Here is a 23,315-nt window from a genome sequence, read left to right on the forward strand (position 1 = left end):
CTGTTGGACGCTATTGCTGATAGTTCCCCGACGAGAAGTCCCCACTGAATCCCCAAATGCAGTGCTGTCGCGCTTCCTTCAAGGTGGCTTATGGGGCGGCTGCGCACCCCATAAGCCTTAATTTATTTAATTTATTATCACAGGATTTATGCTATACTTCCCCTTCATCTGAGCGTCGTATCGATCCTACCGACGTAGCCAAAACCCATCGTTATCACAGGAATACGCGGAGTTGCCGATGTCACCCTCACGAATCCCAGCGTCTCACCCCATGATCGATCTGATCGCCGCCTTTCTGACCGACTTGGCCAACGCCGATCGCTCAGTCCACACCCAGCGAGCCTATGCCACCGAACTCCGTCGGCTAACAGCGTTCCATGCTGGCTCGATTACCACGATCACACCGACCATCCTCCGGATCTTCTTCGCGCAGCACAGTCACCTCAAGCCCGCCAGCCGCGCCCGCATGCACGCCGCCCTGACCCGCTTCTTCCGCTGGGCTGAGCAGCATGACTTGATTCCAACGAACCCGATGACGCGGATCGAGTCGGTTCGTGTCGAGACACCGTTGCCACGCCCACGGCCACGGGCCGAGGTCGAAGCGGTCTTGGCGGTGATTCCGGCGAGTAATCGGCGGGATCAGCTGCTCTTTCGGTTGCTGCTGGAGCTGGGCTTGCGGGTGCGTGAAGTCTTGACGCTCGCGGTCGAAGATCTCAGCCTCGAGCGGGATAACGAACGACTCACCGTGCTGGGGAAAGGAGGCAAACGCCGGACACTCCTGCTCGATGATCCCAAACTGGTCAAGCGCATGAAGACCTACCTTCAGCAGACGGGCATTCGTCATGGGTTGCTCTTTCGCGCCGCAAAAAACGGCGACGGCGGGCCGCTCCGGTATCAGTCGATCCACGAACGCTGGGCCACTTACTGCGCGGCTGCCGGTGTCATCTGCACGCTCCATCAGCTGCGCCATACCCATGCCAGCGAACTCGTCACCGATGGGGTAAGCTTGGCCACCGTGCGCAAGCGCCTCGGCCACGCGAACATCCAGACGACCTTGCGTTACGCGGAGCAAGCCGATGCCACCAGTGATGCGGAAATCCGGCACTGGCGGCGGAAGAAGTCTTGACGCAGCCGCGCTGCCGATCACGGGATACAGTTGGACAGCACGAGGATCAAGGATTTTCGTTAACCACGGTCTTGATGTCGGTGTCAACGCCCGTGAGAATGATGCCAACGATACTGAGTATCGCGTCAAAGAGCGTGAGACTGGCCGCCACGACACACCGGCATTGGCTCAGCACGATTCCTCTGTAACACGTGTGTAACATCCCGCTACGATACTGCATCATGAGCGTTTAACGAATGGGTCGTCCCCGTGTCGGCCAACCCGCGCGCATGCAGAGCGATCCCCCTCATCGCTCGTGGGTGGTCGTTCGTCGGGTGTTGCCATGAGGACCTAAGAAAGGGATATGGAATGCAGTATCATCGAGGCATAGCAGGAACCATGGTTGGAATACCCCTGTTTTTTATGCTTATCGCAGCGCTCTATGGGCCACGGGGGGTAATCCTTGATTCGTTGCTTTTCTATGTGGTCGTCTTTTCGTGCCAACTTCTGGTTACGAATCGACGCGTTGAAGCCCTTCTCTGGGTCATTGGGAGTCTTGCTGGCGTTGTTCTTGGGAATCTCATTGCCGACCCCTTGTTTGATCATGGGTTAGCAGCGTTCTTAAGACACATCATGGTGTTCGAAGCACCATACGAGCATATGGTGTACATTGTCATTAAGTGGTTGTATGGGGGTATTGTCGGGATCATGGTTGGATTGCTGCAAGCACGTATGCTTGGCACCGTATCGCTCCGGCGTGCGTGGATTCTGGCGACGATCGTTGCCTTTAGTAGCGGCTATGCCCTCGATCTTTTTACCATCTATGCGACCCATGGAATGTTTCACGCATCATGAACGAGGCAAACACCTGCGCAACGAGGGCTGAAATACGCACCCCAATCATCATGCCATCGCGCGTTTGCACCGATGGCATCGGCCAGTCTCACGCTGACATCCGCTCTCCATTATATCGTCAATAGTGCTTTGATGATCAAGAGCGACCCATTTTTCCCACTCCGTACAGTATCGTAGAGGATAGCCCTATGACAATACTCTCATCACATCAACACCGTCAGCAATGGCGCTATTGGATGGCACGTATCGTAAGTAGCATCTATACACTTATCAATGTGCTGATTCCAAGTTTCTACGCGGTATGGCCGCTCTTCATTGTTGCCCTCTCCATGGTCTTTACGCTCCAGTGGTGGTTGATCGTACCACATCCTGATGGACTCCATTGGATTATTGGGAGTATTACCGTCTTGACGCTTGGTTTTTTGTTGACTGGCGCTTGGCTGCGTCCAACCCTGTATACAGAACTTATGGCGCTTCGGCAAACGATTCTACCAACGCTCACGATTAATGGAGTGCTTGTCCTCTGTGATGTGCTTACGCATAGCCTCATCGGCTTAATCGTGGGAATTACCCAATCTCTGTCACTGCCATCATTCTATTGGCGGAGATGGTGGATTATCGGCTCTACGATCGCGTATGGTGTCTCTGGCATCCAAACCGTGTACGTTCTCTCTCAATAAACCAGTCACTTTGTATGCGAAGCGGGGGATTCTTATGCAGTACCTTAAGCCCTCTGCGGGTCTTTTCGTAACCATTTTTGGATTCCCAATCGCGTTTTTCGTTATATCAAGTATCTATGGGCCAAGAATGGTGATGATCGATTCCATCATCTTCTATAGCGTCCTGTTTTTACTCCAAGCCATGGTAACGGAGCGGCGGTTTGGAACCTTGTTTTGGGTTTTTAGTAGCCTTTGTGTAGTCTTCATTGGACACCTCATCACCTATCCACTCTTTAATCGTGGACTGGATGGTATACTCCGAAGAATACTGCTTTCCAAGGACCCCAACGCTTGGGTTGCAGTGCTCGTCACAGAGGGAGTCTATGGTGGGTTTATCGGACTCGTTGTCGGATCTGTGCAAGCATGGATGCTCCAACAATCCAATCGTCGGATCGGGTGGATAGCTACTACCATTCTTGCATTTGGTATTGGGTATGCCCTCCAGTATTGGGTTCTTCACTAACAAGGATACGGGTACGATGTTAAGCGCCAGGGTTACCTTCTGATCAGCATGTGCATCGCTTGTCCGAATCCCCCTATAACCAACTCATTTTTCCCTATCGGGGCCAGCGAGACAAGCGAGCGCATGGGAGCAGCATTAACGGACGGGTTAACACGTTAAGCGGCCAGTCTCAGGATCTCTGACACCCTCCACGTAGGCCAACGCAGACGCATAGTCCTAGAGTAGATTGCGTGATCACCATGCATTAACGAACGATGGCTGCCTGCATCGCATGGCCAATGGAGGAACGTACCCGAATGCCACCAGCACACGCTGACAACAAACGACTTCGCGTCCTTGATCCGCAGGATCGGGCCGCAATCTATGATCGACCCATGTTTACCACGGAGGAGCGCGAGGGGTATTTTACGCCGACTCCACCCGAACGGGTGCTCATGGAAACCTTCACGGAGCCACCACTGCAAGCCTTTTTTATCCTGCTCTTAGGCTATTTCAAAGCCAAACAACGGCTCTTTACCGTGACGCTTGCCGAGGTGCTTCCTGATCTGCACTGGATCAGCGATCATCTTGATCTGGGGGTCGCCCCCGAAGCGTTTCGTATCCCGCATGCGAAAACAATCCATCAGCAACGGACGCACATCCTGACCTTCACGGGCTATCGCCGCTGTCAGCCTGCCGATCGCCAGCAGGCATTCCACATTGCCCTCCAAGCAGCCCGGGTGAGTCCGAAGGTTCCCTATCTCTTACGCATCCTGCTGCGCCATTTCGCCACTGCGAAGATCATCTTGCCTGCCTACACCACCCTCCAAGAACAGCTCATTGGCAAAGCGCTCACTGCCGAAGAACAGCGGATCGAGACGCTGCTGACCCAGCACCTTACCCCGGCGGATCGGGACCAGCTCGCACTGCTCTTTGATCGGGATGCTGGGCGCTATCGGGTGACCTTGCTCCGTCAGGTTCCCCGCACCTTAGGCCCACGCGCCCTCGCCCGCGAACGCAAGCGGGCGGCCCAATTGCACCCCTTGGATGCGATTGCGCTCCGTATCCTGCCCCTGCTTGCGCTGTCCCCCGATGCCCAGATCGCCTATGCGGGCATGGTCAGCTACTATGGGGCGGCAGGACTGCATCGCTTGACCACCGATCTGGTCAATGTCTACCTGCTCTGTGTGCGACATGAAGTCGCGTGCGTAATTGTTCCACGTGGGAAAACCACGGACGGAACCTGCTGTTCCACCAGCAGTATCCTAGCCGGTACCGCAGGGAGGCAACAACCTGTGGAAAGCCCGGCGACAATGTACCCACGACCGCAAGGTCGCATCGCAACCCGTGAGGGGAACGATGGTCTGCCAGCACCATAGCGGATAGGGGCTAGGATTGAATGGTATGGTCAACGAACGTGAACGCTTGATAAACGTCGTAAGGTAGAACGAGCCAAAAGTGCTGACAGGCTCGGGCCAAAATGGCACAGGTGGCGAGAACAGGGCTTGCAGAGTTCCCTGTCGTGGATACCCAACGCCCCCGGCGAAAAGAGCGGACCTACCCCATTCGGTTACACACGCGGAACATGGTAAGCCCGATGTTCTCCCGCACGGGTAACGGCACCGTAAGGGGCCGCAAGGAACAGCGGGTAGAGGACGGCGGAAAAAGCGAAGGTCAGTCTGTAATGGACTGGATAGGCGGTGCAACATCCCGCCACGCGAAAGCGGGCAGACTTCCGCCCTGGGTCGCTCCTCACGAGAGCACTTGACTAACCGACTTTTGGAGGACAAGCAGATGACGACAGTACAGCCTGTTGGTGCGGCCTCCCACGCGGAGGCTGACTGGACCGCTATTAACTGGCAGAAGGTTACCACCGAAGTGCGTCGGCTCCAAGCTCGTATCGTGAAGGCAACACAGGAAGGGCGCTACGGCAAAGTGAAGGCTTTGCAGCGGCTCCTGACCCGCTCGTTCAGCGGCAAAGCCCTTGCTGTGCGACGAGTGACGGAAAATCAAGGCAAACGGACATCGGGCGTGGATCGGATACTCTGGGACACCCCGGCAAAGAAGGCAGGCGCAATGGATGCGCTCAAGCAGCGGGGCTACCGCCCAAAACCGCTGCGACGTATCTACATCCCTAAGAAGCATGGACAACAACGCCCCCTTGGCATTCCGACCATGCACGACCGTGCCATGCAGGCCCTCTACCTGCTGGCACTCGCGCCCATCGCAGAAACCACTGCCGACCCGAATTCCTATGGCTTTCGGACCGAACGCTCCGCTGCTGATGCGAGAGAGCAATGCTTTATCGTATTGTGCCGACGAACATCAGCAGCGTGGGTGCTTGAAGGGGACATCAAAGCATGCTTCGACCGGATTAGTCACGACTGGTTGCTGAACAACGTTCCTCTGGAACGCGCTATCCTCCAGAAATGGCTATGCGCAGGCTACATGGACCAGGAAACGTGGTATCCCACAACGGACGGCACGCCACAGGGTGGCATTATTTCTCCGGTGCTTGCCAACCTGACGCTCGACGGACTTGAACGAGAACTCCTCGCCGCCTTCCCCAAAACTACCACGCGAGGACGGGCCGCCCTCATCAACGTCATCCGCTATGCAGATGATTTCATTATCACCGGCCACTCGAAAGAGCTGCTAGAGACAACGGTTAAACCGTTTGTGGAAACGTTCCTGTATGCGCGGGGGCTTGAACTTTCCAAAGAAAAGACCCACATCACGCATATACAGGATGGCTTTGACTTCCTCGGATACACGATGCGGAAATACGGGAAGACGCTGCTCATTACACCATCAAAAACAAGTCAACACGCATTTCTCACAAAAATCCGCTCGATTATTAAAGCAAACAAAGCCCTCGATGCTGGCAAACTGGTTCAGCTCCTTAACCCCATTATTCGGGGATGGGCAGCCTACCACCAGCATACGGTGGCAAAAGCCACGTTCCAATCCATGAGTCACGCCATCTTCGAGGCACTCTGGCGCTGGGCCAAACGACGGCACCCACACAAACCCCGACACTGGATTAAAGCGAAATACTTTCAGACAGTGAATGGGAACAACTGGGCGTTTACCGGCAAAATCGACGAGCGGATGGTCCATCTTGTCGCAATTGCCGCAGTCCCGATCCGACGGCATAGCAAGATCAAGGGAGCAGCGAACCCATATGACCCGGCGTGGGAAGCATATTTTGAGCATCGACTCGGTGTGAAGATGGCTGCAACACTCAAGGGCCGGCGGCAACTGCTGTATCTGTGGAAACAACAAGACGGGCTTTGCCCCTGGTGTACCCAGAAGATTACCCGGCTGACGGGTGGCACAACCATCACATCGTCCGGCGTGTCGATGGAGGACCAGACACAGCAGAGAACCGGGTGTTACTCCACCCTACCTGCCATAGGCAAGTCCATAGCCAACGAGGACCCGTAATGTTTCCGTGTCCCGACAGGGGCAAGTGAGCGGCTTGAGCCGGATGCGAGGAAACGCGCACGTCCGGTTCTTAGGGGGCGGGACCGTGGTAACACGGTCCTGCTACCCGACTTTATCCGTCAGCGCACCCGTCGCCTGCATGATCATCTCTTGAGTGGCGTGATGCGCGAAGTCAAAGCCTTTCATGATGATGCCAAGGCCAACGCGCAAGAACGCGTGGTCGCCTATCGCCTGCAACGATCGCGGGATATGGCCCAAGCGGGTCGTATCCTTCTGCTCTTTACCACCAATGCGGTTGCCGCCACGACCCCGTTTGTCCATGTCCAAGCCCAGGCCTTTGCCATGCTCGACCGAGATCGCCTCGACCATATTGCCCACTACATCGCCACTGGGGCGGACTGTGATGAAACCGCCTTCTTTTGGGAGCGCATTGACGCTCGCGCCACCACGATTAAGCGGCGGCTCCGTCGCCTGCTCGCCGGGATCACCCTCGTTGCCCCGTATGGGCATTCGCCTTTGCTTGATGCCGTCCACCATATGCAACGGCTCGGAACGGGCGACCGATCGTTCACCAAGGCCCACGCCAAAACCCTGCCAACCCGCTGGATTCCCGTGCGGCTCAAACGCTATCTCTATACCCAAACCCCCACGGACACCGCACGCCTGCTCCTCGATCGCTATGAGGCACTGCTCTATCTGCAGCTCCGTGCCGCGCTCGAAGCGGGGGAACTGGTCTGTCCTGACAGCATCCGCTTTCGCAGTCTTGAGGATGATCTGATCCCCCTTGCCGAATGGCAGGCCACCAAAGCGACCTTGATCACGGAAGCCAACCTGCCAACCCTTCGCTTGCCTATTCGCGAGCATCTCACCGACCTTGAACAGGAGCTGGAAGCCCAGTTTGCGCGGGTGAACGGGCGCATTGCGGCGGGCGAGAATCCCGCGATTCAGATCACCCAGCATGGCACAATCCGCACCTGGACGCTCACCACCCCACCACCACGAGAACAGCCCAATCACCGCATCTATGAGCGCTTGCCCCAAGCCTCGCTCATCCAAGTCTTGGCTGCCGTCCACACCGCCTGTGGGTTCATGCACGACTTCGACCATATGCTAGGACGTGCCCATCATCAGCGTGACGATCGGGTGCTCATGGCCTGTCTAATTGCCTGGGGAACGAACGTGGGATTACATCGCATGGGCGAAATGTCCGATATTCCTCCGAGTACCCTCGTGCGTGCCTCCGGCAATTACCTGCGCCTCGAAACGCTGCAAGCCGCCAGTACGCGCATTATCAATACCCTTGCCGCGATGCCGTTGTTTCGCGCCTATGATATTGATGGTCAACGCCATTCCAGCAGCGACGGTCAGAAGTTCACGGCGGCCATTGATACGCTGAAGGCCCAACATTCGCCCCGGTATTTTGGCATGGGCAAAGGCGTGGTTGCCGATACCTTAGTCCTCAATCATGTCCCCGTCAACACCCTCTTGATCAGCGCCCATGACCCGGAAAGTGATGATGTCTTTGATCTTTTGTACAACAATCCCACGACCGTCCAATCGACGATCCACTCGACCGATACCCATGGCACCAATCGGGTCAATTTTGCGATTCTCTCGATGTTTGGCCATCGCTTTGCCCCCCGCTATGCCAATGTCCAAGAGCGCATGCGCACCAGCGTGTATGGCTTTCAGTCACCCGCCGCTTATGGGGATGATGCCTTGTTCCGACCTGTCCGCAAACTCAATGCCGATCTGATCATCAGCGAGTGGGATGCGATCCAACGGATCATGGTCTCCCTGTCCCGAAAAACGATCAGTCAACGCTTGCTCATTGCAAAATTAAGTGCATCGAAGCGGCGGAATCGCACGCTGCAAGCCCTCTGGGAGTATGATCATATCTTCCGCAGTTGTTATCTCTTGGAGTTTGTTGATTCCCCACGCTTACGGCAAAACGTCCAGCAAGCACTCAATCGTGGGGAGCAATATCACCACCTCCGGCGTGCCTTAACGGCGGGGAATACTGGCAAGTTGCGCTATGTGACCGACGAGGAACAAGCGTTGTGGAATGAGGCCTGTCGGCTGTTGGTGAATGCGATTCTGCTCTATAATATGCAGATTTTGCAGCAGGCCATCGATACCAAAACCGCCATCGGTATGCTGGCAGACAGTGCCTTTTTACGCACGGTCTCCCCCGTCGCCTGGCATCATATCAATTTTGGCGGACGGCTCACCTTTTTTGCCGATCTGCACCCAGCGCCCATTCTGGCCTCGGTGGCAGCCGTCTTGGCCTATCGGCAAAGCGCCGCCGATCATCCACCTGATCCCGAGGATGAACACGCGATGATCGAGGATTCCTTGGATGATCCGTTCGCAGAAGAATAACAAAGAAGAACATCTGTTCGCTGCCATGTTTCGGGGGGCCGTGCGTTTAAGCCCCATTGCAGAAGCCGCTGCCACCCATGGTAATATCATATTTCACAGGTACTTGTTAATTATTGTCATGGAGCCACAGGAGTATTCCTGTGGCTCCGTAGTGTCGAGAGTGTATATGTCATACCACAAAAACAGTATAATGTATCAGTTAATTATCTTCATCATCGGACTAAGTATGGGATTATTGATTCCTCTCTTGTTCAAAAGTAATGATGGAAATGAAAACCAAACTCAGAAAGACTATATTGCAGCACTGTTGGCAACCCAATGGATTAATGCACAGTGGAATCTCACAACTGCGTATGATTCCTTTGAAAAAAATGATGAATCCAATGCATACAGCCACTTAAATGAAGCAGTCACGCGCTTGTATCAAGCACAGTCTATTGGTTCGATCTATCACCGTCTCTATCTCGATAGTGCTAATCCTGAGCATGATGTATATGTTGTTGATTTACCAGGATACTACTTAATGGATATTAATGAAATCATTAATCAACCGTATAGTGAACTACAAAAACAAGTTTTAACGACTATAGTTGATGATATCCGGACCTATAACAAGTATATGTCCAGCGACCTCTTATCACGTGAAAATCCAAGCGATATTCAGAATAGTATCCAACATTTACGATTAGAATTACATAGTTCACACCTACCAAATGACACAGGAAAATAAAACAAATCATCGAGGAGAGATACCGTGATGATTGTCAAGTGGAGAGCAGTAAAAACTCGGGGGCAGTAGTGTGCTGTTTCCCCACATCGTCGGCGGCTCGATATCCATCAGTAGGAGGGGGTTAAGTCAAGAAACGCGGAATTTTGGCGGTAGGATTAAAAAGTATTAACATTTTGTGCGTTTGCGGTCTGTTCCCGCTGCGGCTAATCAAGCGCGAGGGTATCGGTCCAGCGCGCTAACTCTTGGGCCGAGGGCTATCCCGTGCGCCACGATCTGGTTGCCCATCTCAGTCCGTATCCGACCCAGCATCTTCGGCGGTATGGGGATTCTCCGATGCCCAACGCTTTCGCATCCGTGCCGATAGCCTCCTGGCAAGCTACTATCCCCGCTATTATGGCTACTATGATAAAGCAATCGGGATTTACACCCATGTCTCTGATCAGTATGCCGTCTATAGCACCAGGGTCATCTCCTGTAGCCCACGGGAAGCACTGTATGCACGCTAAGCCATTGCCTTAGTAACACATACCGATCGTTCACCATGGCAGTATTGACCAAGAATATGCCGCTTTTCCATCATTATTAATGCGTTTTTATATCATTGCAATGGGATAAAAACGCTCTGCCAACACGAGTGATCGGTATGTGTAACCCACCTATTGACTTAGCGTGCACTGTATGTGCTGGATGGTCTGCTCGAAAATAACACTATTTTGCAGATCCAGGAACATACCACCGATACGCATGGCTATACCGAGATCATTTTTGCATTGTGTTATTTACTCGGCTATGCGTTTATGCCACGCATCCGTGACTTGAAAGACCAGCAACTCTATCGTGCTAATCGAACGGCAGAGTATGGCATCTTTACGCCATTACTCACAAAAACGGTTGATGTGGATATCATCGAAGAGCAATGGGATGCCATGGTGCAGCTCGCTCAATCGCTGAAAGAACGGACCGTGGCAGCCCATGTGGTTGTGCAACGGTTGACGAATAGTTTCCCCCTTGATCGGCTCGCGAAGGCGGTTACCAACCTCGGTCGTTTGATTAAAACGGAATATATCCTCCGCTATATCACCGAGCCTCCCGTGCGGCGGAAAGTACACGTCCAATTGAATAAAGGCGAATATCGTCACAAGTTACCACGCTGGGTCTTCTTTGCGAACCAAGGTGAGTTTACCACCGGCGATTATGAAGAGATCATGAATAAAGCCAGTGCCTTAAGTCTTGTATCGAATGCGATCTTGTATTGGAATACGCGCCACATCAGCCGCATTCTTGAGCAATTGCACCAGAATGGCGAGACTATTGATCCTGAGGTGCTCAAGCATATTTCATTGTTACCCTACAAGCATGTGCTCCCCAATGGGACGTACTTTATTGATGAAGGTTCGAGCGAAGGCTACGGTTAAAACCGTAGGTTTCTGTTCAAATGCTCCCGCTGGTCCGCATAGCCCGACCTTGAACCCTCGTGTCGGACCTCGCCGCAACTAAGAATAGCAATATATGCACGAGTAAAGAACACGTTTTGCAGTTTCCATCAGCACTGTTACGTCGTCCATCGCGGCGTTATTATGGATCTTACATCATAGGTTTAGGGAGACTATTTATGGACGCTATTGATACTGTTGTTGCTCACGCGATACAATACTTTGATCTCAGTACCCCGGTTCAGGTGGTTGCCCACCTTCCCAGTCATTATCATCAGTCCGTCCATCTTCGGGCAGCAAATGGGGATTTTGTCCTGAAGGTCTACATGGTGGATCAGGACGATGCTGCGCTGTTCTATGAACAGCGTTTAGTGCGATGGCTATCATGGCGACCTACCTCATTTGCCGTACCGCTACCGCTGCGGAGGCGGTGGAGTCTTGACTATTCGGCCAGGGTTGGATCATATTGCTATAGCCTATCACAATTCATCGTAGGCGAAACACTCAATTTTCAGGGGCATGCGGATGATAAGCATCGTCTACAATTCACCGAGGGCTATGCCATGGGCACAGCCCTCAGTGAATTGCAGACGATGCTCCAAGCACGTCCTGCACAGCATCGTCGTCCCTCGGCATTGTTTCAATCGTTGCTCACCTATATGCAGCCACGCTATGATCCTTTAAGGCTCGCAGCCGCCCATGTTGGCGTGACATCAGACGATAAAGTGCTGTGGGAATGGTGGCGGGGAGAGGCATCAGAGCTGATGAAATTTATGTCGGATCACTATACTGCTTTACCTCATCAAATCTGCCATAACGATTATGAACCTTCCAATCTGCTCCTGCGCGATGGTCGAGTGGCGGCGATTTTGGATTTTGAATTTGCCTGTCCAGCGGCGCGTGCACTCGATGTGGCCATGGCCTTACGGATGATCATGCACTTGCAGAGCAACCCGATCAACCCGTGGGGGATTGCTGAGCAATTTTGTCACGGCTATGCAGAATGGATCACGCTCACCCCACAGGAAATTGCTGCTATGCCACACTTGATTAGACTAAGCACGGCTATTCCAATGATTTGGGCTATGAGCAAGCCTAACCTTATCAACTCTGAGAGTTTAGTCCAGGCAATTCAGCGCATGCAGCAGATCAAAACATGGATGAGCTGCCATCACACACAGTTGATTGCTCTGTTGCAGACGACATTTGCTACATGAACGGAGCAATCAACTGTGGTAACCTGATCTTACTCTTACTGAAGGAGAATCGAATGACAATGACTTTCGATGAAGCGCTTGCCTATCTCTTGGGACGACTGTCCCCGTACACCCCACCCGCCTTTTTTGCGGAAATCATCGATCAGTTAAGCTGGCTCATTGATGAGAAGAGGGTGAATATGTATCAGATTATGCGCGACTGGCTCAATTCCGATGATAAAGAAAAGGTGAAAATTGCCCTCACAACCACCGAGGCATTCTTTATTCAATCGGATGCTACCGATCTTGCGACCGTTACACAAATTATTGCTCGGTGGCCTGAACTTGCACCACTGTGCATCAAATAGCAGTAGTGGAAACGTAATAAACGCTAGCAGTAATCATGTCTTGATATATTCCCGAATTATGAGAAAAATAATACCTAGAAGCAAGAAATTATCAAATACCCAAAAAGGAGATTCGATGAGACTATCCATGGATGTAGCTATTGACACGCTGTTTAACCATTTATCGATCTCTAGCACATCAGGCTTGTTTGCAGAAATCATCGATCAACTCATCTGGCTCATTGACGATCCGGGGATGGATCTGCAGCGCATCCTACGTGATTGGTTAACTGCTGATGATATTAAAAAAGTCCAAGTTGCCCTGTCAATCCAAGGAATGGCCTTGCTAGAATCTGATGCTGAGCGCCATGCCATGCGTGAACAGATTATTTGCCGTTGGCCCGAACTTGAGGCGATGTGCCGTAGCTCGCTGCAACTGTAAATAATAATCCCACATAGGCTGTACTTTCTCAAGATAGCCTCTAAGACCATTGAACGCATATGGCAATAAAGGATAAAAAGAACTCTAGTCTGACGCTGAATTGGCAGGAAGCTGACATCAGGATAGGGTATACTCCAATGCCAGTCAAATAAGCATTGTATGGCATTCCAACGGGATAATCGGTGATTTTGTGTGCAATCGCTCGCATCGTGGTTGTTCGTATGCGATACTGCACGGCATCGATAGCACATCAGCATCAGGGAGGCCATCCCCATGCCGTTTACCATCCGATCCCTTGACCCGCACCAACCCTTCATTGATCAGTTTTCATGGGATATTTTCGCGAAAACCATTTCGACTGCCACGGTTGACGCAGCCTTGACCGCGACAGCATCCCATGCCCCACGTCGTCGTCGCCTCTCCATGCGTGCCATGGTCTTTCTCATCATCGCGATGAATATCTGGACTGATTGTGCCATGGCCATGGTCTTCCGGCACATGGTTTGTGGACTCCGCTGGCTCTGGCCAACAGATGTCCCACTCCCCCGCAGTAATGCGCTCACCTACCGCCGCTATCAACTTGGGATCAAACCGTTTGTCTGGCTTTTTCGGACGTGTTGTCAGCCGCTCGCGACGCGGGAAACCCGCGGGGCTTTTTTGTTTGGTCTCCGCCTCGTCGCTATTGATGGGACGGTCGCGAATGTCCCCGATAGTCCCCACAATGCCGCCTATTTCGGCCGCCCACAGAACGCCCATGGTGGTGGCGCGTTGCCACAAGCGCAAATCGTCTACCTGATTGAATGCGGCACGCACGCGATCCTTGATGCTGGGATTTGGCCCTTCGTCACCCATGAGCGCGTTGGCAGTCGGCGCATGCTCCGGTCTGTTGGTCCTGGCATGCTCGTGCTCTGGGATCGTGGCCTCCACAGCTATCACATGCTGATTAAGGCCATGGCGCAGGGTGCCCATGTCCTGAGCAGGATCTCAGTCGCAACCAACCCGCCCGTGCTCAAAACGCTGGCTGATGGATCGCAGTTGGTGATTATTCAGCCACCAAAGGCTGAGCGCCCAGCCCGAAAGCCACCGCTCATTCTTCGGCGGATTTGTTATCAACTCTCGGTGCCCGCCCTCGGCGATCCCACCGCCGTGCATATGCTGATAACCAGCCTGCTTGACCCGACCGAGGCACCAGCACAAGCCTTGGTTCGTGCGTATCACGAACGCTGGGAAGCGGAAATTATGATTGATGAACTGGATACGCACCAGCGTACCGCGTATCGTCCCTTTCGGAGTCAGAAGCCCGTCGGTGTTATCCAAGAGTTTTATGGATCGCTCTTGGCGCATTATGCAATTCGTGCGATTATGCACGATGCGGCACGTGGGGCAGACATAGACCCGGATCGCCTCAGTTTTGTCACCGCTGTGGCGGAAATCCAAGCTGCCGTGCGGGAATTTCAGCAGACCGATCCGAGGGATCATGCGCGCTTGTATGAACGGATGGTGGGAGAATGCCGACGCACCCTGCTCCCGCCGCGCCGCCTGCGAATCTATCCACGCATGGTTCGGCAACGCAGGACAAAAATTCCCCGGAAAGGACCGGACGATCGTGGATGGTGTCTCCCAAAAGGGCGCTTTGCGACCGCGATCTGTTTGGTTGGGCTGGATGGACAGGCGTGGCCAAACCAAGCTCCGCTACCACCGATTCAGTGGATACAGAAGCCATAAACCGCTTATTTGACTGGCATTGGAGTATACCCTATCCTGATGTCAGATTCCGTGTAATTCACCGTCAGATTAGGGTTCTTTTTGTGATTTCTTGACAAATGCCTTCAATGGTCTTAGACTCTATCCTGACGGGTTGTCATACAAGGAGCATCGGATGACGGGACAACGGGTTGGCTATATTCGGATTAGCACCAGCGATCAGCATCCGGATCGACAGCTCGACGGCCAGACCCTTGATCGGGTGTTTACCGAGCATGCTTCGGGCAAGGATCGCAATCGCCCGCAATTCGCAGCCTTGTGCGCGTTTGTGCGTTCTGGTGATACCGTCGTTGTCCATAGTATGGATCGCCTTGCCCGCAATCTGGATGACCTGCGCCAGATTGTGCAGACCCTGACCCAACGCGGGGTTGCGATTCACTTTGTCACCGAGCACTTGACGTTTACGGGCAATGATTCGCCCATGGCAACCTTGATTTTATCCATGCTCGGCGCGGTCGCCGAATTTGAGCGGGCCTTGATCCGCGAACGCCAACGCGAAGGCATCGCTATGGCCAAGCAGCGCGGCGTGTATACCGGACGGAAGAAGGCGCTGAATCCTGCGACCATCGCCCAAGTCGTCGATCGCGCTGCTGCCGGGGAATCCAAAACGGCCTTAGCCCGCGAGTTGGGCATTAGCCGCGAAACGCTCTATCAGTATCTGCGTCAGCATGCGGCAACTGACCGAACGCGCTAAGAAACGGAGGATGCGATGAGCCTTGTTGCGATTCTTGAACAAGTCCAAACCTTGAGTATGCAAGAACGAAAAGATCTGGTGAAATTCTTGGTCGATTCCTTGGATGTTCCCCCGCGCCAACCGCTCCTCCGCTTGGCGGATCTGGCAGGGTTTGCTGCGGTGCTGGCCACGGATGACGATGCGCAAACCTACGTCGATGGGTTACGAGATGCCTGGGAGCGACCACAATGAGTGTGTTGACCACGCTGGCACCGATCCAGCGGTTATATTTCGATACAGCCCCTTTGATTTACTATACGGAGGGGCATGCACGGTATTTGCCGACGCTGCGGGTCATTATGGGGCAGATTGCTCCCGATCAGATCCATGCAATTACCTCAGTGTTAACGCTCACCGAAACGTTGATGAAACCGCTCCAGCAGCAGCAGATGGCCCTCGTGCACCAGTATCGCCTCCTGTTTTATCAAACTGCGGCGCTGACGATGGTGCCGATTACGGCTCCGATTGCCGAGTTGGCGGCCACGCTCCGGGCGCAGTATGGGCTGCGTACCCCCGATGCGTTACAACTCGCGACCGCGATTGATGCAGGGTGTGATGCCTTTTTGACGAACGATTTTGCCTTGCAGCGCGTCACCGAAATTGCCGTACTGGTGGTCGATGCTTTGGCAAACGTGGCTCCTTAATCGCGCTTGTTGGTTCCTAACACCGAAGAGGGGGTAGCCGTCGCGGTGCTCCCCCACACACCGATCATCCCGACCCGAAAATGATGCTTGACCGGAACGTGTCAATTTTTTGAGACGGGTGACGATCAGGAATTCCGTTTCAGCCGCGCTGGGTCGTCTGCCTGCGCAGCCACGCCGAGCGGCGGGTTGATCCACGCCGCTGTTGGCACGGGTGGCGGGGTCGGCGGCCCCTGCACAAAGCGCTCCGGGTGACGATCAGCGGCGGCGGTCAGCACGACCTGACGCGCGGCCACCACCGCATCCGCCATCCCGCTGTGGACCATCGCGGGGGTGAGCAGGCCTAAGCCACTGTGCCGATGGACGTGGTTGTACCAGTCCACGAACACCGTCACCCACGCCCGCGCCTCCGCCAGGCTGGCGAACCGATCCGGATAGGTTGGGCCATACTTCATGGTCTTGAACTGCGCCTCCGAATAGGGATTGTCGTTCGAGACCGTTGGCCGGCTGTGCGAGCGCCGCACCCCGAGATCGGCCAGCAGGTCAGCGACCACCGTGGATGTCATGGGCGCACCGCGATCGGCGTGAATCGTCAGCTGGTCGGGCGCAATGCCCTCGCGCAGGCAGGCATCGGCCAGCACCTGTTCGGCCAACAGCGCCGCTTCGTGGGTGGCCAGCAGCCAGCCGACGATCATCCTGCTGAAGATGTCGAGCACGACGTACAGGCTGTACCACACACCCGGCTGCGGCCCGCGCAGTTTGGTAATGTCCCAACTCCAGACCTGGCGCGGTGCGGTGGCCAGCAATTCAGGTCGGGTGTAGACCGGATGGCGGCGCACGGCGCGGCGCTCACGGGTGGCGGCATCCGCCCGCAGCAGGCGATACATGGTGCGCCAGTGGCACCGATAGATGCCCTCGTCAAGCAGCGTGGCGTACACCGTGCGCGGGGCTTGGTCCACAAAGCGCTCGCTGTTCAGCACGGCCCGCACGGCGGTTTGCTCGTCTGAGCTGAGCATGCGCGGATGGCGACGCACGGTGCGCTGCCGTCGCACGGCGGCAGGTCGTTGGCGGCGGTAGACCGTGCTGCGCGGCACACCAAGCGCCTGACAGGCGGCGGTCATCCCGACGATAGGGGCAAGGTCGTAAACGCTTTCCATCATGATTCGTTGTCCGTCGGTGCGGCTGATGCCAGTCCAAGCAGCGTGGCCATTTTTTTTTGGATATCGATGATGGCGGTGGCCTTGGTCAGCTGGTGCTGGAGGCGAGCGTTCTCGCGGCGGAGGCGAGCGTTCTCATCCGCCAGCGGATTGGCGGGCTGGGGCACCGGGCCAGGGCGTTGATTGTCGAGGCTGGTCGCACCGCGACGAAGGCGTTGTCGCCACTTGGCCAGTTGCGAGGTGTACAGCCCGTGTTGACGAAGGATCGCTCCCCGCCGTGGGTCGCCACGCGGGTAGGAGTCATACTCGTCCAGGATGGCCTGTCGCTCGGCGGTCGTCAACGTTGGTCGGTCAGTCGGGTGGGTCATGTCGTCCATGGAAGGGTCCTCGCGCCCTGATCAGAACGGATCTCGGCCAATGGAATCTGTCTCATCTGATATTAGCACACAGGGGACAGTGGCCGACCCGGCATGGATAATGCAGGGACATTGTCGCTTTCATGTTAATCCCCCAATGAGTGAGGGGGATGGAGGAATGCATATGCCCCTGCTTTGGCGTGGGCGCGTTTGGTACGCGCTCTGTCTTTTTTTCATGCTGGTTCCCCTGTTCGTGCATCCGGCCACCATCCAACCGGTTGTGGCTGCGCCGCTTGTCCCAGCAGCGTCCGCTAAACAGTGGACGCAAGCCACTCCGACCGCGCTGCTCATCGCCAATACGGCAGATGGCATCACCCTCACCAGCGCGGATACCGCCCTTCGCCAATTTCTGGAAACCACCATGGGCTGGACGGTCACGCTCAAAGATGATGACCTGGTCCAAGCGAGTGATGCGGCGACGGTCAATGTGGTGGTGATTTCGGCATCGATTGATTCGTATAAATTAGAAAATGATTTTACCTATGTCACCACGCCGATGGTGGTGAATGAATATGCGCTCTATGATCAATTGGGCATGACCAATGGGGCATCGGGCACGGATTATGGGATTAACTCGGGAACCCCGACCACGACCATTACGCTGCTCGATCCGACGCATCCCTTAGCGGGCGGCAAGAGCGGAACCGTCACCGTCCAAAGTCAGAGTTTGCGGTTGCCCTATGGCCGTCCGGTCAATCAGGGGGTGAAGGTCGCGAATCTGCCGGGCAGCGCAAGTAAAACGGTGCTGTTTGGCTACGATACTGGGGCGACGATGACGATCCCCAGCACCAAGGATGGTGGCTTGGTCGGGTCAACCCCGTTAGCAGCCCCGGCACGTCGGGTTGGGTTGTTCTTGGATGCGGATACCCCCTTGTACTTAACCAGTGATGGGTGGGATCTCGTTCGTTCCGCGTTGCTGTGGGCGATTGGGCAAACGCCACCGAGTGGCACGCCAACGCCAACTACCGTTGCTCCGACGGCAACTCCTGCGCCGGCAACCGCGACGACTGCTCCAGCGACCGCCACGGCCACGAGTCTGCCCCCGACCGCGACGGCTGATCCAGCGACTGCCACGGCCACGAGTCTGCCTCCGACGGCAACCGCGCTTCCGGCAACTGCGACGAGTCTGCCCCCAACCGTCACGCCACTGAGTGGTGCGGGGAAAAGCCTGCTCTTGGTGGTGGGCAGTGTGCCCTTGGGCAGTGGTGATGCCGCCGTGCTGCAACGCTTGACCGCCGCTCAGTACACCGTGCAGGTGATTCCCCAGACTAGTCTTACCCTCGAGGCAACCCAGGGCATGCATGGCGTGTTGATCTCCTCAACCGTCAGCGCGTCGGCGATTGGCACGCTGCTGACCACCCATCCCGTGCCTGTGCTGACCTGGGAATATGCGCTCTATGATGATTTGCGGATGACCGGCACGAGTTCGGGAACGCATTTCGGAACGAGTACTGGTAGCACGCTCAATCTTGCCGCTCCCACCCATCCGATTGCCGCCGGGTTAAGCGGGGTCGTGAGTGTCAGTAGTGCCTCCAGTAGTATGGCGTTTGGGCAACCGCTTGCGCAGGCAACGCTGGTCGCCACTCTCCCAAATGCGCCTGCCTCTGCCGGGATTTTTACCTATGCCCAGGGTGCAGCCCTCACGACGGGGAGTGCCCCCGCCCGCCGCGCTGGCTTTTTCTTTGATAATACCAGCCCCACCCTCGCGACGGCGACTGGCTGGGCCTTGTTTGATCGCAGTGTGGCGTGGCTGATTGATGGGTTTACGCCGATCCAACCAGCCACCGCGACCCCCACCGCGACGGCGATGCCGAGTGCCACGCCGACGGCGAGTCCAACCGTGGCCCCGAGTGCGACCCCGATGGTGCCGCCCACCGCAACCCCCGTTCCCACTGCGACTCCCTTGATTATTCCGCCCGATCCGGCAGCAGTGGCCCCCGCGTTAAGTGCGTTTACCGCCAGCGATTTGTTTGCGGATACCGCGTTCTTGTATACGGGAACGACCCCGATTCAAACGGGGGTGGCCCCAGATACGATGACCGCGCAGCGGGTGGCGGTGATTCGTGGACGGGTGCTGGATCGCACGCGCCAGCCGATTCCTGGCGTGCAAATCACGATTAAGGATCATCCGGAATTTGGTATGACCCACACCCGGGCCGATGGCATGTTTGATCTGGTGGTCAATGGTGGCAGTCGGTTGGTGGTCCAGTATCAGCATCCACAATTTTTGCGGGTGCAACGGGCCGTAACCACCCCGTGGCGTGATAGTGTCTGGACACCGGAGGTGGTGCTCACGCCGCTCTCGCCGATCGTCACGACGATTCAGTTGGGGGGGGCGGCACAGGCTGCCGAGGGCACGGTCAGCACCGATGATCGGGGAACGCGCCAAGCGCGGCTCTTCTTCCCCGCAGGGATTACGGCCACCTTGCGCTTGCCATCAGGGGCCACCCAACCGCTGACCAGCATTGCGGTGCGGGCCAGTGAATATACCGTCGGCGATACGGGACGTGCGGCGATGCCGGGCGAATTGCCGAGCAATAGCGGCTATACCTATGCAGCAGAATTCAGCGCTGATGAAGCCTTGGCGGTCGATGGCTCGGTGGAATTTAGTCAGGCGGTTGCCAACTATACCGAAAACTTCGTGGGCTTTCCGGTGGGGATGGCTGTGCCGACGGGCTGGTATGATGCCCAGCGGGCAGTCTGGGTTCCCAGCCCCAATGGTCGGATTATCGCGGTCTTAACCACCGCACCCTTGACCTTGGATCTGACGGGGGATGGCGTGGCCGATGACCCAGCCAGCCTCGGGATTGGTGCGGATGAACAAGCCTTTGTGGCGAGCACCTATCCGGCGGGAACCAGTCTATGGCGGGTGCCGATGACCCACTTTACGCCATGGGATCATAACTGGCCGTATGGCCCACCTGCTGATGCGGTTGGCCCCAATGGTGACCCCTTACGTCGCGACCCCCCGATTAATCAGCCCTGTCAACAACCGGGGTCGGTGATTACCTGTGAAACCCAAAGTTTAGGCGAGGCGTTTGACCTGGCGGGAACCCCCTTCCGGCTCGTCTACCAGAGTGATGCGGCTGCCACCGATCACCAGGAACTCGCGATCCCGCTGAGTGGGGCGACAATTCCTGCGTCGCTCCAAGCAATTGACGTGACGGTGCAGATTGGGGGTCAACAATGGACGCAGGTCTTCTCGCCAAGTGCTGATTTGAAGACGATCTTTACGTGGGACGGGAAGGATGCCTATGGTCGTCTGCTCCAAGGTAGTCAACCCGCGACGGTCAAGATTCGCTTTACCTATCCTGGCCAGTATCGGACTCCGGCGCAATTCGGCAGCGCCTTTGGGCAATTTGGCACCGATGCGATTGCCCTGACCGGAGATCGGGAGGCGCTCACGGTTACCGCCGAACGCACCATGCAGACGACCCTTGGCCGCGTGCATACGACGCAAAATGCCTTGGGTGGCTGGTCGCTGGATAATCACCATCAATACGATGTCCAGCAGCGTATCCTGTATCGGGGCGATGGAAGCCAGCAACAGGCGGAGGCGCGGGTTGCCATCCAGCGCGATGGATCAGGCTGGGCCTATCCACGAATTTGGAAGGTGGCCCCGACGGCGGGCGGGGGACGCTATGAAATTGGCGATGGCGGCACGGGACGCAATGACCTGTGGGAGTGGCGACCCGATGGGACGCGGATTCAGCGCAGTCTGGGAAGTCAGCCGCAGGATGGGCAACCACTCGCGACCACGGGCTTTAATATCATTCGGGATATCCACACCAGTCCTACCGGGGATCTCTATCTGACCGATGAGGGATCGCCATGGACTGGGACACCGCCGGCGATTTATCGGATTACCGCTGATCAACGACTGGAGCGGGTCGTGGGTGGGACGACCAAGGCCTTGACGATCACGCCCGATGGGGCGCTGGCGCGGACGATGCCGATCAGTATGCCCGTGGCAATTGATGTTGATCCCGATGGGACGCTCTGGTTTGTCGATACCTATAGCGTGGGCGAGGCGCAGCCAGGGGGAGCCACGCTGATGCGCGTGGTGAGTACGCTGCGGGCCGTCCGCGCCGATGGGCGGGTGATCACGCCGATCGATCCCACCCGCTTGCGCTGTGGCTTTACCACGTTACGCCAGGAGCAGATCACGGCGATCACGCACGATACGCAAGGCAACCACTATCTGACGATCCGGGGGCGCTATCCGGCAGAAACCACGCCAACGGGTACGGGCTGTATCCTCAAAGTTGATGTGGCAGGGGCGGTGACACGGATTGCCGGAACCGATACCAATGGCCAAGGAGTCGTGACCTATACGGAAGGGGTATTAGCGACTGATGCACCGCTGATTGATCTTGCTGACCTGCATGTGCATCCCGATGGGCGCTTGATTGTGCAAGAATCGGGAGCCTTGCGCGAGATCATGCCCGATGGCACGATCCGCACGCTGGTTGGCAATCCGCGGTTTACGACCGATGCGCAGATTGGCCAGATCTATGGCAGTATGGTCTTACCGGATGGACAGGTCTCGTTTTCCACCCGCGCGATTCAGCGCGGCACGCTGTTGCCACCCTACCCCGGCGCTGGCCAAGCACGGCTTGAAGTTCCCGCATTGGATGGGAGCGAGGTCTATGTGTTTACCGCAAAGGGTCAGCATCTGCAAACCCGTGATGCGCTCACGGGGATTATTCGCGCGAGTTTTCTGTATGATGCCGCCGGGCGCGTGACGGGGGTACGGGATCAGCATGGGCGGACAACGACGATCACCCGGGCGACCGATGGCACGCCGACAGCGGTAGTGAGTCCAGATGGAGTCACGACGACCCTCACGGTGGGAGCGGATGGGCTGATTGCCCAAATCAGCGACCCCACCCAGAGCCACTGGACGCTTCAGTATCAAGATGGCCGCTTAATCCGCCTGACCGATCCGCGCAATCCGGCGTGGGTGCATCAGTATACCTATACCGCTGATGGCCGCCTCAGCCAAGACACCGGGGCAACCGGGGGCTGGACCGCGTTGGCCCAGACCCAACTGAGCGCGACCACGAGTCTGATTACCAGCACAACGGCCACGGGGATCACTACCGAACACTGGATCAGTACGGCCACCGATGGCACGACGACGCGGATGGTGACGACAGTCGGCGGATCGACCACGACCACCCAGATCGATGCCCATGGCAATCAGGTGCTGATCGATGAACGCGGCATGCGGCGCACGACGACCATGGCCCCCGATCCGCGCTGGGGGATGGCGGCCCCGTATCCGGCGGCGATCACGGTGACCAATCCAGCAGGGCAGGTGGTGGCGACCACCACGATGGAACGGAGTGTGGTGCTGAGTGATCCGACCGATCCCTGGGGGACTGTCAAGTAGATTGTGTATTTCGCCCCATTACCCCGGAAAGCGTCCGTCAAAGCGAATGGCCAATTGGTTGCGAATCCGTGCCCAGTTTGGCAGCGTGACCCATTTTGCAGTGATATCGCG

General features: G+C 56.1%; 17 protein-coding genes and 2 pseudogenes. 17 read left to right on the top strand and 2 right to left on the bottom strand.

Annotated elements, in window-relative coordinates:
- Nucleotides 1–271: 271 nt before the first annotated feature.
- From ABEB26_RS25210 to ABEB26_RS25290, 16 genes and pseudogenes are all read left to right on the top strand, one after another.
- On the top strand, nucleotides 272–1,126 hold the full coding sequence (locus ABEB26_RS25210; protein WP_345724858.1) for a tyrosine-type recombinase/integrase: 855 nt from the start codon (nucleotides 272–274) through the stop codon (nucleotides 1,124–1,126).
- A gap of 348 nt (nucleotides 1,127–1,474) precedes the next feature.
- The gene (locus ABEB26_RS25215) at nucleotides 1,475–1,960 is read left to right on the top strand and encodes a hypothetical protein (RefSeq protein WP_345724859.1); all 486 of its coding nucleotides are present in this window, start codon (nucleotides 1,475–1,477) and stop codon (nucleotides 1,958–1,960) included.
- Nucleotides 1,961–2,196: 236 nt separating this feature from the next.
- Complete coding sequence (locus tag ABEB26_RS25220) at nucleotides 2,197–2,640, top strand: hypothetical protein (RefSeq protein WP_345724860.1); 444 nt, start codon at nucleotides 2,197–2,199, stop codon at nucleotides 2,638–2,640.
- A gap of 798 nt (nucleotides 2,641–3,438) precedes the next feature.
- Nucleotides 3,439–4,500: a DUF4158 domain-containing protein gene (locus tag ABEB26_RS25225; protein WP_345724861.1), complete on the top strand. Its 1,062-nt coding sequence runs from the start codon at nucleotides 3,439–3,441 to the stop codon at nucleotides 4,498–4,500.
- Nucleotides 4,501–4,915: 415 nt separating this feature from the next.
- Nucleotides 4,916–6,597: pseudogene (gene ltrA / locus ABEB26_RS25230) on the top strand (group II intron reverse transcriptase/maturase).
- Between the two features lie 133 nt (nucleotides 6,598–6,730).
- Nucleotides 6,731–8,950, top strand: a complete 2,220-nt coding sequence (locus ABEB26_RS25240) for a Tn3 family transposase (protein ID WP_345724864.1) — start codon at nucleotides 6,731–6,733, stop codon at nucleotides 8,948–8,950.
- A complete protein-coding gene (locus ABEB26_RS25245; RefSeq protein ID WP_345724865.1) occupies nucleotides 8,928–9,680 on the top strand; it encodes a hypothetical protein in 753 nt (250 codons plus the stop codon). Before ABEB26_RS25240 ends, ABEB26_RS25245 begins: the two co-directional genes overlap by 23 nt.
- Nucleotides 9,681–10,009: 329 nt before the next feature.
- Nucleotides 10,010–10,168, top strand: a pseudogene (locus ABEB26_RS25250) (Tn3 family transposase); the annotation flags it as partial.
- A 192-nt stretch (nucleotides 10,169–10,360) separates the two neighbouring features.
- Nucleotides 10,361–11,095: a Tn3 family transposase gene (locus ABEB26_RS25255; protein ID WP_345724866.1), complete on the top strand. Its 735-nt coding sequence runs from the start codon at nucleotides 10,361–10,363 to the stop codon at nucleotides 11,093–11,095.
- A gap of 197 nt (nucleotides 11,096–11,292) precedes the next feature.
- Nucleotides 11,293–12,330: a phosphotransferase gene (locus tag ABEB26_RS25260; protein WP_345724867.1), complete on the top strand. Its 1,038-nt coding sequence runs from the start codon at nucleotides 11,293–11,295 to the stop codon at nucleotides 12,328–12,330.
- 53 nt (nucleotides 12,331–12,383) lie between these two features.
- Nucleotides 12,384–12,677 carry a hypothetical protein gene (locus ABEB26_RS25265; protein WP_345724868.1) on the top strand — a complete coding sequence of 98 codons (294 nt, stop codon included), beginning with the start codon at nucleotides 12,384–12,386 and terminating at the stop codon, nucleotides 12,675–12,677.
- Between the two features lie 115 nt (nucleotides 12,678–12,792).
- Nucleotides 12,793–13,098 carry a hypothetical protein gene (locus tag ABEB26_RS25270; RefSeq protein WP_345724869.1) on the top strand — a complete coding sequence of 102 codons (306 nt, stop codon included), beginning with the start codon at nucleotides 12,793–12,795 and terminating at the stop codon, nucleotides 13,096–13,098.
- Nucleotides 13,099–13,371: 273 nt separating this feature from the next.
- The gene (locus ABEB26_RS25275) at nucleotides 13,372–14,823 is read left to right on the top strand and encodes an IS4 family transposase (RefSeq protein ID WP_345724870.1); all 1,452 of its coding nucleotides are present in this window, start codon (nucleotides 13,372–13,374) and stop codon (nucleotides 14,821–14,823) included.
- A gap of 154 nt (nucleotides 14,824–14,977) precedes the next feature.
- Nucleotides 14,978–15,556, top strand: coding sequence for a recombinase family protein (locus tag ABEB26_RS25280; protein ID WP_345724871.1), 579 nt, complete (start codon nucleotides 14,978–14,980; stop codon nucleotides 15,554–15,556).
- A 15-nt stretch (nucleotides 15,557–15,571) separates the two neighbouring features.
- Complete coding sequence (locus ABEB26_RS25285) at nucleotides 15,572–15,787, top strand: hypothetical protein (protein ID WP_345724872.1); 216 nt, start codon at nucleotides 15,572–15,574, stop codon at nucleotides 15,785–15,787.
- Entirely contained in the window at nucleotides 15,784–16,239 is a 456-nt protein-coding gene (locus tag ABEB26_RS25290) for a type II toxin-antitoxin system VapC family toxin (protein WP_345724873.1), read from the top strand. Before ABEB26_RS25285 ends, ABEB26_RS25290 begins: the two co-directional genes overlap by 4 nt.
- A 125-nt stretch (nucleotides 16,240–16,364) precedes the next feature.
- Here ABEB26_RS25290 and ABEB26_RS25295 read toward each other — a convergent pair whose 3' ends face one another.
- Nucleotides 16,365–17,396: an IS3 family transposase gene (locus ABEB26_RS25295; protein ID WP_345724874.1), complete on the bottom strand. Its 1,032-nt coding sequence runs from the start codon at nucleotides 17,394–17,396 to the stop codon at nucleotides 16,365–16,367.
- Complete coding sequence (locus tag ABEB26_RS25300) at nucleotides 17,393–17,770, bottom strand: transposase (protein WP_345724875.1); 378 nt, start codon at nucleotides 17,768–17,770, stop codon at nucleotides 17,393–17,395. Before ABEB26_RS25300 ends, ABEB26_RS25295 begins: the two co-directional genes overlap by 4 nt.
- Nucleotides 17,771–17,933: 163 nt before the next feature.
- Here ABEB26_RS25300 and ABEB26_RS25305 point away from each other — a divergent pair, with 163 nt between their 5' ends.
- Nucleotides 17,934–23,204, top strand: coding sequence for a hypothetical protein (locus ABEB26_RS25305; RefSeq protein WP_345724876.1), 5,271 nt, complete (start codon nucleotides 17,934–17,936; stop codon nucleotides 23,202–23,204).
- The last annotated feature ends 111 nt before the right edge of the window (nucleotides 23,205–23,315 follow it).

It is taken from the genome of Herpetosiphon gulosus (assembly GCF_039545135.1).
Classification (GTDB): domain Bacteria; phylum Chloroflexota; class Chloroflexia; order Chloroflexales; family Herpetosiphonaceae; genus Herpetosiphon; species Herpetosiphon gulosus.